The 14009-nt window shown below is 71.0% G+C and carries 13 protein-coding genes; 7 read left to right on the top strand and 6 right to left on the bottom strand.

What is annotated here, in order from left to right:
- Positions 1-14: 14 nt before the first annotated feature.
- Positions 15-515: a DUF6082 family protein gene (locus tag ABII15_RS28925; protein WP_353945191.1), complete on the top strand. Its 501-nt coding sequence runs from the start codon at positions 15-17 to the stop codon at positions 513-515.
- Positions 516-610: 95 nt separating this feature from the next.
- Positions 611-847, top strand: coding sequence for a hypothetical protein (locus tag ABII15_RS28920; protein ID WP_353945190.1), 237 nt, complete (start codon positions 611-613; stop codon positions 845-847).
- Between the two features lie 242 nt (positions 848-1089).
- Here the strand turns inward: ABII15_RS28920 and ABII15_RS28915 are convergent, their stop codons facing one another.
- Positions 1090-2259, bottom strand: a complete 1170-nt coding sequence (locus ABII15_RS28915; protein ID WP_353945189.1) for a citrate synthase/methylcitrate synthase — start codon at positions 2257-2259, stop codon at positions 1090-1092.
- Positions 2260-2356: 97 nt separating this feature from the next.
- Between ABII15_RS28915 and ABII15_RS28910 the strand changes: the two genes are divergently transcribed.
- The 4 genes from ABII15_RS28910 (at position 2357) to ABII15_RS28895 (ending at position 7102) form a co-directional block, all read left to right on the top strand.
- Positions 2357-3631: a citrate synthase gene (locus ABII15_RS28910; protein WP_353945188.1), complete on the top strand. Its 1275-nt coding sequence runs from the start codon at positions 2357-2359 to the stop codon at positions 3629-3631.
- A 27-nt stretch (positions 3632-3658) separates the two neighbouring features.
- Positions 3659-4585, top strand: coding sequence for a sucrase/ferredoxin-like family protein (locus ABII15_RS28905; protein WP_353945187.1), 927 nt, complete (start codon positions 3659-3661; stop codon positions 4583-4585).
- Between the two features lie 142 nt (positions 4586-4727).
- Positions 4728-6395 (top strand): sensor histidine kinase, encoded by a 1668-nt coding sequence (locus tag ABII15_RS28900; protein ID WP_353945186.1) that lies wholly within the window; start codon positions 4728-4730, stop codon positions 6393-6395.
- Complete coding sequence (locus tag ABII15_RS28895; RefSeq protein WP_353945185.1) at positions 6392-7102, top strand: response regulator; 711 nt, start codon at positions 6392-6394, stop codon at positions 7100-7102. Before ABII15_RS28900 ends, ABII15_RS28895 begins: the two co-directional genes overlap by 4 nt.
- A 76-nt stretch (positions 7103-7178) precedes the next feature.
- On the opposite strand, the gene ABII15_RS28890 is transcribed toward ABII15_RS28895, so the two are convergent.
- From ABII15_RS28890 to ABII15_RS28875, 4 genes are all read right to left on the bottom strand, one after another.
- Positions 7179-8789 carry a cation acetate symporter gene (locus ABII15_RS28890; RefSeq protein WP_353945184.1) on the bottom strand — a complete coding sequence of 537 codons (1611 nt, stop codon included), beginning with the start codon at positions 8787-8789 and terminating at the stop codon, positions 7179-7181.
- Positions 8786-9319 carry a DUF485 domain-containing protein gene (locus ABII15_RS28885; protein WP_353945183.1) on the bottom strand — a complete coding sequence of 178 codons (534 nt, stop codon included), beginning with the start codon at positions 9317-9319 and terminating at the stop codon, positions 8786-8788. Before ABII15_RS28885 ends, ABII15_RS28890 begins: the two co-directional genes overlap by 4 nt.
- A 263-nt stretch (positions 9320-9582) precedes the next feature.
- A complete protein-coding gene (locus ABII15_RS28880) occupies positions 9583-10089 on the bottom strand; it encodes a DUF1453 domain-containing protein (protein ID WP_353945182.1) in 507 nt (168 codons plus the stop codon).
- Between the two features lie 183 nt (positions 10090-10272).
- Complete coding sequence (locus ABII15_RS28875) at positions 10273-12396, bottom strand: DNA topoisomerase IV subunit B (protein WP_353945181.1); 2124 nt, start codon at positions 12394-12396, stop codon at positions 10273-10275.
- A 442-nt stretch (positions 12397-12838) separates the two neighbouring features.
- Here ABII15_RS28875 and ABII15_RS28870 point away from each other — a divergent pair, with 442 nt between their 5' ends.
- On the top strand, positions 12839-13069 hold the full coding sequence (locus ABII15_RS28870) for a hypothetical protein (protein ID WP_353945180.1): 231 nt from the start codon (positions 12839-12841) through the stop codon (positions 13067-13069).
- A gap of 102 nt (positions 13070-13171) precedes the next feature.
- Here the strand turns inward: ABII15_RS28870 and ABII15_RS28865 are convergent, their stop codons facing one another.
- Entirely contained in the window at positions 13172-14002 is an 831-nt protein-coding gene (locus tag ABII15_RS28865; protein WP_353945179.1) for a serine protease, read from the bottom strand.
- Between the last annotated feature and the right edge of the window lie 7 nt (positions 14003-14009).

The raw sequence follows: 14009 nt of genomic DNA, 5'->3' as shown, positions 1-14009 counted from the left end.
AACCGGGGGTTGACATGGCCACTAAGAGTTACGGAGCACGGGCACTGGCCGCCGCGCTGGCGGCCGGTGCCGGGACGGCGGCGGGGTCCCTGACCTCGCTGGTGACGCGCAGACGGCGGAACGCCGCCCTCACCGAACAGCACCGGCTCCACTTCGATCTGCTCTGCAAGGCCATGGACGATCCGGCACTGGCCGCCGTCCTCGACACGTACGAGGAACCGGTCCCTCCCGAGCAGCAGCGCCAGTACCTGTTCGCCAACGCGCTCTACACGAACGCCCTCTACTTCCACCGCATCGGCGCCATGAACCGGCGCGAGCTCTACGGCCATCTCCGGGTGATCTGCCAGAACCCGATCGTCCGGTCCTATCTGGCGGCCACCCAGCATCATCGCGCCAGTCTCGAGGGGACCTCCGCCGAGGCCGAACTCGGCCGCATGGTCGAACAACTGCTCCAGGATCTGGAGGAGGCTGAAACGGATGAGTGGTGGGTGGTTGGCGAACCTCCTTGCGATTAAACCCAGTTGGCGTATCCAACACGCTTCGAGAGGGTTCCCGAGCGGCTAATCTGTGCCCGCTCCTAACCCACCCAGCCCCAAGGACCGGGATCCTCTTGAAAATCGTGCGCCGTATCGGTGCGTCTCCCCGTCAACGCGGAAGCGCCTCCGGCCAGACCTGCCCCGACATCTTCGAGCTCGCGGACGGCAACTTCGCGGTCATCGGCACGGACGCGACCGAGGCACTCGACGCCGAGTTGCCCACCGATGCCGCGCGGGCCGACTACGAGCGGATCGTGGTCATCACCCGCGACACCCTCGTGCGGGCCAAGGCGGACATCCCCGAGGCCTGATGCCGGTCATCCGGCCATCGGGGCGGCCCGGCCCTCGCCTGTTCGCCGTTCCCCGACAAGCGCCCCACCAGGGGCGATGACGCTCCACCCCTACCGTCCGGCAGCGACACCAGCGCAGTGCCGGACGACCTGGACTCCAGCACAGACCGTCCTCCGGACGGGCCCACTCCCTGATCGGGACCGCGTAGCTCCTGCACGGTCGAGGTCCGGCAACCACCGTCGCCCGGCCTCGACCGCACCCGTCATGAGACGACCGGCACCGCCACCGGCGGCTCCACGCCCACATAGCGCGCCGCGGGCCGGATGATCTTCGAGTCCTGAGCCTGCTCGAGGATGTTGGCGCTCCAGCCGACGACCCGCGCCGCCGCGAACGTCGGCGTGAACATGGTCCGGGGCAGACCGCACAGCTCCATGACCACGCCCGCGTAGAACTCCACGTTCGTGTGCAGTTCGCGGCCCGGCTTCAGCTCGGCGAGGATCGCCTCGACATGGCGTTCGACCTCGACCGCGAATTCCACCAGCGGTCCGCCGAACCCCTCCGCGATCCCGCGCAGCATCCGCGAGCGCGGGTCCTCCGTGCGGTAGACGGGGTGCCCGAAGCCCATGATCCGGTCGCCGGCCAGGACCCGCTCGCGGATCCAGGGGTCGATGCGGTCCGGGGTGCCGATCGCGGCCAAGGTGTCGAGCGCACGGCTCGGCGCGCCGCCGTGCAGCGGCCCGGACAGCGCTCCGACCGCGCCGACCAGACAGGCGGCGACATCCGCGCCGGTCGACGTGATGACGCGTGCCGTGAAGGTTGACGCATTGAAACCGTGATCAATGGTGGAGATGAGGTACTGCTCCACGGCCCGCGCGTGCGCGGGGTCCGGCTCCGAACCCGTCAGCATGTACAGGTAGTTGGCCGCGTAGGAGAGGTCCGCGCGCGGCTCCACCGGTTCGAGCCCTTCGCCGAGCCGGTGCAGCGCGGTGAGCATCGTGGGGACCACGGCGGCCGCGGCAAGGGTGTCCTCGCGGCGCCGGTCGGCATCGATGTCGTAGACGGGCCGGAAGCCGCGGGAGGCGCCGAAGAGCGACAGAGCCGTACGGAGCCCGGCGAGCGGCCCGGAGAGGGAGCCGGCCGCGGCGATGGCGGGCAGTGCCGCGCGCACCTCGCCGGGAAGCGGGCGCAGCGCCGCGGTCTCCCGGGCGAAGGCGGCGGATCGCTCGGCGTCGGGCAGTTCGCCGTGGATCATCAGGTGCCAGACGTCCTCGAAGCTGCGGCTCTGCGCGAGCTCGACGGCGGAGTACTGGCGGTAGTGGTAGAAGCCCTCGCGTCCCCTGACGTCCCCGAGCGCGGTGTCGGTGACGACAACACCGGCGAGCCCGCGCGGTACGTCGACGACAGGGGTGGCCGTGGTCCCGTTGATCGGCATGTTTCCTCCCTTTACTTGATTCGACTGTCCATGCTTGACTCGATCTCTGTCAATATTGATTCAATCAACCTATGGCTATCCGGATACGGTGACGCACATGAGGGATCAGGAACCGGGATCGCCGGCCACCCGTCAGGCTCGTCGGCTGAGCACCAGGGAGACCGCCGAGCTGCTCGGCGTGAAGCCCGAGACCGTGTACGCGTACGTGAGCCGGGGGCAGCTCACGAGCCGCCGGAGCGAGGGCAGGCGCGGCAGCACCTTCGACGCCGCCGAGGTCGAGGCCCTGGCCCGCCGCAACAAGCGGGAGAGCACGACGGGTTCGGCGGCGAACGAACTGACGGTGCGCACCCGTCTGACCCTCATCGACGCGGACAGGTACTTCTTCCGGGGGGTCGACGCCGTGGAGCTCGCCCAGCGCCACTCCTACGAGGAGGTCGCGGAGTGGCTGTGGACCGGGACCCTGCGCCCCGGTGCCCGGTTCACCGCGCCGCGGGAGTCGCGCGAGGCGGCCCGGCGCGCGGTCGCCGCGCTGCCCGAACTCACCAGCCCCGTGGACCGGTTGCGGGTCGCGGCCGTCGCCGCCGCCACCGCCGACCCACTGCGCTACGACCTGTCCGAGGAGTCCGTCCTCGGCGCCGCGCGCTCCCTCATCCCAACGCTCGCGACGGCCCTGCCCCTGGTGCGTTCCACCTACGCGGACGGGGAACCGATCGCGCGGCGGCTGTGGGGCCGGTTGTCCCACAAGCTGCCCGACGAGGCGTCACTGCGCACGCTCGACATGGCCCTCGCGCTGCTCGCCGACCACGACCTGGCCGCCTCGACGCTCGCCGTCCGTGTCGCGGCGTCGGCCCGCGCGCACGCGTACGCGGCCGTCTCCGCCGGTCTGGGGGTCCTGGAGGGCCCGCTGCACGGCGCGGCGAGCGGCCTGGCCCACCGGATGCTCCTGGACGTCCTGGACCGCGGCGGCGCCGGTCCGGTGGTCTCCGACGAGCTGCGCGCCGGGCGCCGCGTCCCCGGGCTCGGGCACCGCCTCTACCAGGGCGAGGACCCGCGCGCGCAGGCGCTGTTCGCGGCACTGGAGGAGCTGCCCGAGGCGCGGCCCGCGCTGGCCGCCGCCCGTGACGTGGTGGCGACGACGGCCCGCCACACCGACCTGCACGCCAACGTGGACCTCGCGCTCGCCGTGTTCACGGCGTCCTTCGGAATGCCGGCCGAGGCGGGCGAGACCCTGTTCGCCGTCGCGCGCACGGCGGGCTGGATCGCCCACGCCCTGGAGGAGTACGGGGAACGGCCGCTCAGGATGCGGCCCACGGGCCACTACGTAGGTGCGCGTCCGCCGCAGCCGCTCCCCGCACCACCAGGGCAGGAGTGATCGGCAGGGCCGATTAGGCTGCCCTGTGTGAGTACGTGCACGACCGCGTCGCGGGATCTCGACGAGCCTCTCGCGGGAACCGCGGCCACCGCCCGGACCTGGCTGCTGATCGAGCAGCCGGGTCCCTGGGGCGCCAAGGCCCTGACCTCCAGCCATCTGGACCCCGAGGTGGGCCGCGCCCTGGAGGCGGCCGCCGACGGCACCGGCGTCCGCGTCGCACTCGTGCGCCGCCCCGGCCGGCACGCGGACCGCCACGGCCAGTCCCGGCGACAGGTCTACATCGCCCACACCGCTCCCGGTGACGCCTGGCTGCGCAGTGCCACGATCACGTCCCCCGACGAGTTGCTCACGCTCGATTTCGCGGCTCTGGGAGCGGGGATCCACGGCGGCTTCGGCACACCCCACGAAGGCGCTCCGCTCGCGCTCGTCTGCACGAACGGGAAGCGCGACCGCTGCTGCGCCGTCCTGGGCCGCCCGCTCGCCGCCGAACTGGCGCTCTCCGGTGAGGAGGGCGTCTGGGAGGTCACCCACCTCGGAGGCCACCGCTTCTCCCCCACCCTCCTGGTGCTGCCGTACGGGTACGCCTACGGAAGGGTCACCGCCGCGGAGGTGAAGGAGATCCTGGAGGCCGTTCGCGCGGGGCGCGTCGTCACCGAGGGGTGCCGCGGCAGCTCCGCCTGGGACCGCCCGGGTCAGGCGGCGGAGCTCGCGGTGCGCCGCGCCACGCGTGAGGACGCCGCCGACGCCCTGACCGTCGTACGCACCCAGGCCGTCGAGGGCGACTCCCCGTGCTGGGAGGTGGCGCTCGCACACGTCGACGGGCGCCGGTGGCAGGTCACGGTGGCTCAGGGGACGTCCGCGCCGCCGCGCCCCGAGAGCTGCGGCGCCGCTCTCGGATCACCGGCCCGCATGGATGTCGTGACGGTCCGCGAGATTCCCGCGCCCCTCGGCTGACAAAGTCCAGGCCTCGTACGGGATCGGTCCCGGCCGCGCACGGTGTCGGCCCCGGCTTCGTACGGGATCGGTCCCGGCCCCGTACGAGATCCGCGCCACAAGGTGTTCGACGCGGACGCGAGGGCCCGTACCGTTCGTCCTCATGAGCACGACTCCCCCCGCACGCCGCCTGCGTCTCGGCCTGCCCCGGCGCATGTTCGCGCAGGTGCTGGTCATGCAGCTGGCGATCGCGGCCGGTGTCGCCGTGCTCGCCACCGGGCTGTTCCTGGCGCCCCTGAGCGACCAGTTGGACGACCAGGCGATGCGGCGGGCGCTGGCCATCGCGCAGACCACCGCGGCCCAGCCGCGGATCGCCGACGACCTGCGGTCCACACGGCCCACGGTCGGCGGGCCGGTGCAGGCCGCGGCGGAGCGGATCCGGCGGGCCAGCGGCGCCGAGTACGTCGTGATCATGAACAAACAGGGCGTGCGCTGGTCGCACACCGACACCGGCCAGATCGGCAAGGTCGTCTCGACGGACCCCAGCGAGGCGCTGGAGGGCCACGACGTGATGCAGATCGACGACGGGACCCTGGGCCGCTCCGCGCGCGGCAAAGTGCCCCTGAGGGGCCGTGACGGCGCCATCGTGGGCGCGGTGTCGGTCGGGATCGAGTACGACAGCGTCCGGGCCCGCCTCGTCCACGCGGTCCCCGGCCTGTTCGCCTACGCGGGCGGGGCCCTGGCCGTCGGCGCGCTCGCCGCGTACCTGATCTCCCGCCGCGTCCAGCGGCAGACGCGCGACCTGGCCTTCTCGGACATCTCCGCGCTGCTGGCCGAGCGCGAGGCGATGCTGCACGGCATCCGGGAGGGCGTCGTCGCCCTGGACCGCGGCGGCCGCATACGGCTACTGAACGACGAGGCGCAGCGGCTGCTCGGCCTCGACGCGGCGTCGATCGGACAGCCGCTGGACACCGCGCTCGGCCCCGGGCGGACGACCGACGTGCTCGGCGGCCGGGTCGCCGGCACCGATCTGCTGACCGTGCGCGGCCAGCGCGTCCTCGTCGCCAACCGGATGCCCACGCACGACGGGGGCGCTGTCGCCACCCTGCGCGACCGGACCGAACTGGAGCAGCTCGGCCGCGAACTCGACTCCACGCGCGGCCTGATCGACGCCCTGCGCGCCCAGGACCACGAGCACGCCAACCGCATGCACACCCTGCTGGGGCTGCTGGAGCTGGAGATGTACGAGGACGCCGTGGAGTTCGTGGGCGAGGTGGTCGGTGATCACCGGGCGACCTCGGAGCAGGTCACCGAGAAGATCCACGATCCGCTGCTGGCCGCGCTGCTCGTCGGCAAGGCCGCCGTGGCGGCCGAGCGGGGCGTGGCCCTGTGGCTGTCCGACCGCACACTGCTGCCCGACCGGCTGATCGATCCGCGCGGGCTGGTGACCGCGGTGGGCAATCTGGTCGACAACGCGCTGGACGCCGTCGCGGGCACCCCGCACGCGCGCGTGGAGGTGGCCTTGCGTGCGGAAGGGACGACGGCCGTCGTGCGCGTGCGCGACACCGGGCCCGGAATTCCCCGGGACCAGCGAGAGGTGATCTTCACCGAGGGCTGGTCCACGAAGAAGCCGCCCGCGCACGGCAAGCGCGGCATCGGCCTGGCCCTGGTGCGCCGGCTCGCGGAGCGGCAGGGCGGCCGAGCCACGGTCACGGAGGCCGAGGGCGGCGGCGCGCTGTTCACGGTCGTGCTGCCCGACGCCCTCACCGAACCGGCCTCCGGTGCCGGGCAGGACGGCACGGGCGCCCCGACGACGGAGGAGTCGCGATGAACGACGGACCGATCGATGTCCTGGTCGTCGACGACGACGCCCGGGTGGCGCGGGTCAATGCCGCGTACGTGGCGAAGGTCGCGGGATTCCGGGTCGCCGGTGAGGCGCACAACGCGGCCGACGCGTTGCGGCTGGTGGAGGCGAGCCCCGGGCTCGATCTGGTGCTCCTGGACCACTATCTGCCCGACGCGACGGGGCTCGACCTGGTGCGCGAGATGCGGCGGCTCGGCCATCAGACCGACGTGATCATGGTGACCGCGGCCCGTGACGTGGCCACGGTGCAGGCGGCGATGCGCCAGGGCGCGCTGCAGTATCTGGTCAAGCCGTTCGCGTTCGCCGGTCTGCGCGCCAAGCTGGAGGCGTACGCGGCGCTGCGGCACACCTTCGCGGGCGGCGGCGAGGCCGAACAGGCCCAGGTGGACCGGATCTTCGGCGCTCTCTCGGCGACCGGGGCGCAGCCCGCGCTGCCCAAGGGGCACTCGCCGAGCACGGCGGAGCTGGTCCGCAGGACGCTGGTCGACGCCGAACGGGCCCTGTCCGCGCAGGAGATCGCCGATCTGACGGGCCTGAGCCGGCAGACCGCCCAGCGCTACCTGAAGCTGCTGGAACGCACCGGCAGCGCGAAACTGACGCTGAAATACGGTGACGCGGGCCGCCCGGAGCATCTCTACGTCTGGGCGGACCCGCGCCGGGGATCCGGCGCCTGACCCGGCCCCACGGCTCGCCCCGAGAACGGCCCCGACGGCCCGCCTGCGGCTGGTGCGGTCCGTCGGGGCCGTGGGCTCACACGGCGCCCGCGCCGGTGAGCGCCCGCACCTCGGTCTCCGCGTGCTTGCCGTCGTCCGGCGGCTCGTGCGAGGTCACGGTGCCCATCCAGCCCGCGAGGAAGCCCAGCGGGATGGAGACAAGCCCGGGGTTCTCCAGCGGGAAGTACTGGAAGTCGACACCCGGGAAGAGGGAGGTCGGGCTGCCCGAGACCACCGGTGACAGCACGACCAGCAGCAGCGCGGGCACCAGGCCGCCGTACACCGACCACACCGCGCCGCGCGTCGTGAAGTTCCGCCAGAACAGCGAGTACAGCAGCACCGGCAGGTTGGCCGACGCGGCCACGGCGAAGGCGAGACCGACCAGGAACGCCACGTTCAGGTCGCGTGCGAGCAGTCCGAGCGCGATCGCGAGCACACCGATGCCGGCCGCGGCGACCCGTGCCACCGCGACCTCGCTGCGCTCCTTGCCCACCGGCTTGCCCGTCCGGTCACGGCGCCGCAGGGAGGCGTACAGGTCGTGCGCGACGGACGCGGAGGAGGCCAGCGTGATCCCGGCGACGACGGCGAGGATCGTGGCGAAGGCGACCGCCGCGACGACCGCGAACAGCACGGTGCCGCCCGTGGAGTCGGCACCGCCGCCGAGGTCGAGGGCGAGCAGCGGGACCGCCGTGTTGCCCGCCGCGTTCGACTCCCGCACCGCGTTGGAGCCCACGATGGCGGCCGCGCCGAATCCGAGCACGATCGTCATCAGGTAGAAGCTGCCGATGAGGCCGATGGACCAGACGACGGAACGGCGTGCGGCCCGCGCCGTCGGCACCGTGTAGAAGCGCGACAGGATGTGCGGAAGGCCCGCCGTACCGAGCACCAGCGCGAGGCCCAGGCTGATGAAGTCGAAGCGCGCGGTCCAGCTTCCGCCGTACTTCAGACCGGGCACGAGGAAGTCGGAACCGTGCCCGCTGCGCGCGGCGGCGGCACGCAGCAACTGGTCGAAGTCCCCGTGGAACCGCGCCAGGACGAGCACCGTCAGGGCGATCGTGCCGCCCATGAGCAGCACAGCCTTCACGATCTGGATCCAGGTGGTGGCCCGCATCCCTCCCATCGACACATAGATCACCATGAGCGCGCCGACGCCGACGACGGTCCAGGCCTGCGCACCCCCGCTCTTCCCGCCGAGCAGCAGCGCGACGAGGCTGCCCGCACCCACCATCTGCGCCACCAGATAGAGAACGGAAACGGTGACCGAGGAAGTTCCCGCCGCGATGCGCACCGGACGCTCCCGCATCCGTGCCGCGACGACGTCGGCGAGAGTGAACCGCCCGCAGTTGCGGACCAGTTCGGCCACCAGGAAGAGCACCACGAGCCAGGCCACGAGGAAGCCCACGGAGTAGAGCAGCCCGTCGTACCCGAAGAGCGCGATCACTCCGGAGATGCCGAGGAAGGAAGCCGCCGACATGTAGTCACCGGCAATGGCAAAACCGTTCTCCATGGGGGAGAAGAGTCGGCCGCCCGCGTAGAACTCCTCAGCCGATCCGTGCCGGTTGCGGCTCACCCAGGTCGTGATCCCCAGCGTCACCGCCACGAAGGCGCTGAACAGCACCAATGCCAGAGTCTGATGCGTCCCGGTCACCACTGACCACCCTCGCCGTGGGCCGAATTGTTCTTGCTCGCGGAGCTCGCGATGCCGCGTGTCATCTCCTGCGTGTCCCAGCGCAGTTCGAGCGCGGGCCGGTCGCGGCGCAGCCGCGCGTGACGCACGTACAGCCACGTCAGCAGGAACGTACTGGCGAACTGCCCGAGCCCCGCCACCATCGCGACGTTCACCGCGCCCGTGACCCGCTGGGCCATGAGGCCCGGCGCGGTCGTCGCGGCCACCACGTACGCCACGTACCAGGTGAAGAAGACCGCGCACGCGGGGACGACGAACCTCCGATAGCGCCTGCGCACTTCTTGAAAGGCCTCGCTGCGCTGGACTTCCAGGTAGATGCCCGCCGCACTCCGCTGCCCCGGCACGGGCTGGGCGGGTACGGCGGGCGCCGGCGCGCCCGTGCCGTCCACATCGCCCCATCCCGAGGCCAGCGCGTCGTACCAGGGATCGCTGACGCCACCGCGATCACCGGCCCGGGGCTGCGCCGTCTCGCACCCGTCTTGCTTCTCCACCGAACTCTCCTTGTCCGCGGCCCACTGCGGCCGCCTGCCAAGGATGGACAGATCGGGAAGATCCTGGACTCAGCTCACAAGTCGTTCACCCCATTAGGTGATGGGTAAATGCGGTTAGTTTCCGGAAGGTTCGCAAGCCCGTGCCGATTTGCGTAACACGCCCTCTGCGTACGGCCCTTGAGGCCGAATTTGGCGAACAGATTATTAATGCGCGTGACCGGATGGCTTCAGCCAATGCCTTCGCCAGAGCCGGCCGCCCGGATTCACCCGCGGCCCTCCCCCACCGGCTGCGGAACAGCACCCGCGTATGCCATCCGCTCATGGCCGGCCCGCCACATCAGGACACCGGAACGGGCCAGGAGGGAGAGGGCGATTCCCAGCAGGAACGAGGAGCTGCCGAGGTGGACGCCCATCACCAGACCGATCCCGACGACGGCCGCCCGGGCCGCGATGCCCCCGATCCACGTTCCGGCCGTGGCCACCGTGCCCCTGGTCCACAGGTCGCCCCGCTCATCGGACCAGATCCGGGTGGTGAACGCCCATCCGATCCCCACACCGATGCTGACCACCACTTCGAGGGCGAGCAGGACGGCCGACGCCCCGGTGTGCCGCGGGTCCGTCAGAGAGCCGTTCCTGACGGCCACGAATCCGAGGATCAGGGGCAGCAGCCACCACTTGCGGTCCCTCGCCAGGCGCTCTGTCCTGAACTGACGCACGAGGACGAGCGCGACGACGGCGACGATCACGAGAACTTCGGTCGGTCCGGACATGACTGCCTCCGTGGAGCGGTCGGAACGGAGTGGTTCAACACCGTCGACGCTACGGAAGAGTGCAGGTCAGGAGATCGGAGCTGGGGTGGAACGTGGGTGGATCCGGTGGCTCCACCCACGGGTGGAGCCACCGGGCACGCGAAAGGGGCGCGCCACACGGCGCGCCCCCTGGTACCGCGCTTGTCAGGCGTCGATGCGCGAGCGGTCGAGGGTCGCGGCGGAGCTGCTGATGAACTCCTTGCGCGGCGCCACGTCGTTGCCCATCAGCAGATCGAAGACCTGCTCCGCCGCCTCCAGCTCGCCGATGTTGATCCGGCGCAGCGTGCGGTGGCGCGGGTCCATCGTGGTCTCGGCCAGCTGGTCGGCGTCCATCTCGCCCAGGCCCTTGTAGCGCTGGATGGAGTCCTTGTACCGGACGCCCTTGCGCTGGAACTCGAGCAGGGTCTCGCGCAGCTCGCGGTCCGAGTACGTGTAGACGTACTTGTCCTGGCCCTTCTTCGGCTGGACCAGTTCGATGCGGTGCAGCGGCGGCACGGCGGCGAAGACGCGGCCCGCCTCGATCATCGGCCGCATGTAGCGCTGGAACAGCGTCAGCAGCAGCGTGCGGATGTGGGCGCCGTCGACGTCGGCGTCGACGAGCAGGATGATCTTGCCGTAGCGCGCCGCGTCGATGTCGAAGGTCCGGCCCGACCCGGCTCCTATGACCTGGATGATCGCGCCGCACTCGACGTTCTTCAGCATGTCCGAGACGGACGACTTCTGAACGTTGAGGATCTTGCCGCGGATCGGCAGCAGCGCCTGGAACTCGGAGTTCCGTGCCAGCTTGGCGGTGCCGAGCGCCGAGTCGCCCTCGACGATGAACAGCTCGCTGCGCTCCACGTCGTCGCTGCGGCAGTCCGCGAGCTTCGCGGGCAGCGACGACGACTCCAGGGCCGTCTTGCGGCGCTGCGCGTCCTTGTGCTGGCGGGCCGCGATGCGCGTCCGGGCCGCGGCGACGGCCTTCTCCATGACGGAACGGGCCTGCGCCTTGGCGTCGCGCTTGGTGGACGTCAGGAACGCCTTGAGTTCCTTGGCGATCACGTTGGCGACGATCCGGTTCGCCGCCGAGGTGCCGAGGACCTCCTTGGTCTGCCCCTCGAACTGCGGCTCCGCGAGACGCACCGTGACGACGGCCGTCAGGCCCTCCAGGGCGTCGTCCTTGACGATGTCGTCCTCGGCCACGCGCAGCAGCTTCTGGGCGCGCAGCACCTCGTTCATCGTCTTGGTGAGCGAGCGCTCGAAGCCGGTGACGTGGGTGCCGCCCTTGGGGGTGGCGATGATGTTCACGAACGACCTGACGGTCGTGTCGTAGCCGGTGCCCCAGCGCAGCGCGACGTCCACGGCGAGATCGCGCTGGACCTCGGTCGGCGTCATCTGGCCGTGCTCGTCGAGCACGGGGACGGTCTCCTTGAAGGTGCCCGACCCGGTCAGGCGGAGGACGTCGCAGACGGCCTTGTCCTGGGCCAGGTACTCGCAGAACTCGCTGATGCCGCCGTCGAAGCGGAAGGATTCCTCGCCCTTGCTGCCGCCCTCGCCGAGACCGAACTCGTCCCGTACGACGATGGTGAGCCCCGGCACCAGGAAGGCGGTCTGGCGGGCGCGCTGGTGCAGGTTCTCCAGGGAGAGCTTGGCGTCCTTCAGGAAGATCTGGCGGTCCGCCCAGTACCGGATGCGGGTGCCCTGGCGGGCCTTGGGGACCCTCTTGGTCTTGCTCAGCCGCGCGGCGGGGTCGAACGGCGCGTCGGGGCCGGGCTTGGAGAAGGCGCCGGGGACGCCGCGCCGGAAGCTGATGGCGTGCGTGCTCCCGCCGCGGTCGACCTCGACGTCGAGCCGCGCCGACAGCGCGTTCACCACCGAGGCGCCCACGCCGTGCAGACCGCCGGAGGCCGCATAGGAGCCGCCGCCGAACTTGCCGCCCGCGTGGAGCTTGGTCATGACGACCTCGACCCCGGAGAGGCCGGTCTTGGGCTCCACGTCCACGGGGATGCCGCGGCCGTTGTCCCGCACCTCGACGGAACCGTCGTCGTGCAGGATCACCTCGATGTGGTCGCAATAGCCACCGAGAGCCTCGTCGACGGAGTTGTCGATGATCTCCCAGAGGCAGTGCATGAGACCGCGGCTGTCGGTCGAGCCGATGTACATGCCCGGTCGCTTGCGTACGGCCTCGAGCCCCTCGAGGACGAGGAGGTGCCGCGCGGTGTAGTTGGAACCGTCCCGGTCTGCTCCGGTCAGCAGCGCTGTGGACGGCACGGACGTTTCGGCGGTCACGCGGTTCGCTCCTCGCTGAATTTCAGATGGGGCCCTTGTGGGTACGGGGCCGGCGTCGGTCGACGCCCAGAGCCTACCGAGGCCTGGTAGAGCCGTTGTCACGCCACCCTCACCTCCCGCCCAGACTAATCCAAGGTCGCATGCATGTTCGATCCCTCGATGGAGTGAAGCACACATCACGTTCCCTTCCAGGCATGAACCATTTAGGCTCCGGGCACGTCCTCATGAACAACCGGCAAGCCGGCCGGGGAGGACCGACCTGACAGAACGCGCGAACCCGTAAGACACGTAAGAGACGCAATACGGCACATTCGCCGCCACCCGGCAGCACCTGGCCGGCCTCGGAGAAATTTTTCGAGGAAAAGCCGCGAGCGGGAACGTTTTCGGCCTGGTTGGATGTTGACCCTGGTACGACAGCTCGTCGAGCTAGAGAAGAGGCGACGTGACTACTGTTCTGACCCCCGCGAGCCCGCTGACGGCCGCTGACCGCTGTGACCGTTGCGGCGCCCAGGCATATCTGCGCGTCGTTCTCATCAGCGGTGGTGAACTGCTCTTCTGCGCCCACCACGGTCGCAAGTTCGAGCCGGAACTCAAGAAGATCGCCGCTGAGATACAGGACGAGACGGAGCGACTCACCGCCGCTCCGGCAAGCCCCGAGACCGAGGAACGCTGACGCCTCGCATCCACGACGAGCCAGCTCCGGCACCAGGCCGGTGATCGGGCGGCCATCCCCGTACCCCGGGGTGGCCGCCCGTCCTCATGTCGGCACGCCGCGTCAGGAGTGCTTCCGCAGCACGCGCAGCACTTCCGAGACCCGCGTGTAGACGCCGGGGCTTCCCGCGCGCCCGCAGCCGCTGCCCCAGGACACGAGACCGATCAGCTCCCCACGGGCGACCAGCGGGCCGCCGCTGTCCCCCTGACAGGCATCCTTGCCGCCGCGCGCCTCACCGGCGCACAGCATCGAGGCGGGCAGATACGTGCCGTCCGAGTTGCCCGGGTACGCCTCCTGGCAGACCGAGTCCGGCAGCACGTGGACCTGCGCCGCACGCAGGGTGTGCGCGTAGTCGCCCGCGCCCGTCGTGTCGCCCCACCCGTAGACCTCGGCCCGCGTGCCGGGCTCGTAGGCGGGGTCGCCCTCGTCCGCCATCGGGAGGACGTATCCCTCAGGCAGCGGTGTGGCCAGTGTGAGGACCGCCACATCCCCCGAGTTCGTGGAGCCGTCGTAGTCGGGGTTGACCCATGCCTCCCGGACGGGGATCTCCGCGCCCTCGTCGGCGCGCAGATCGCTGCGCCCGGCGATCACCTTGAGATCGCGCACCTCGCCGCGCGCCACCCCGAGGACACTGCGGCTCATGCAGTGCGCCGCGGTGAGGACCATGGTCCGCGCGACGACCACACCCCCGCAGAACTGTCCCGCGCGTGTACCCCCGAACCGGTCACGGCTGGAGACGGCTACCGTCCACGGACTGTCGGACACCTGAACCTGACGGCCGCCGATGATCCCGCCGTCGGCGGCCGCGGGCGCCGCCGAGGACACGGGCAGCACCGCCGCGGCGGTCAGCACGCTCAGCGACGCGGTCAGCGCTCTCGCGAAGGGACGACTCATTCGGTCT

The sequence above is a fragment of the Streptomyces sp. HUAS MG91 genome (genome assembly GCF_040529335.1).
Taxonomy (GTDB): Bacteria; Actinomycetota; Actinomycetes; order Streptomycetales; family Streptomycetaceae; genus Streptomyces; species Streptomyces tabacisoli.
This window is presented reverse-complemented; position numbering and strand designations above follow the sequence as displayed.

Coding starts and splice junctions, on each gene's coding strand:
- ABII15_RS28925 (WP_353945191.1), top strand. CDS start 15: ATGGCCACTAAGAGTTACGGAGCACGGGCACTGGCCGCCGCGCTGGCG.
- ABII15_RS28915 (WP_353945189.1), bottom strand. CDS start 2,259: ATGCCGATCAACGGGACCACGGCCACCCCTGTCGTCGACGTACCGCGC.
- ABII15_RS28910 (WP_353945188.1), top strand. CDS start 2,357: ATGAGGGATCAGGAACCGGGATCGCCGGCCACCCGTCAGGCTCGTCGG.
- ABII15_RS28900 (WP_353945186.1), top strand. CDS start 4,728: ATGAGCACGACTCCCCCCGCACGCCGCCTGCGTCTCGGCCTGCCCCGG.
- ABII15_RS28895 (WP_353945185.1), top strand. CDS start 6,392: ATGAACGACGGACCGATCGATGTCCTGGTCGTCGACGACGACGCCCGG.
- ABII15_RS28880 (WP_353945182.1), bottom strand. CDS start 10,089: ATGTCCGGACCGACCGAAGTTCTCGTGATCGTCGCCGTCGTCGCGCTC.
- ABII15_RS28865 (WP_353945179.1), bottom strand. CDS start 14,002: ATGAGTCGTCCCTTCGCGAGAGCGCTGACCGCGTCGCTGAGCGTGCTG.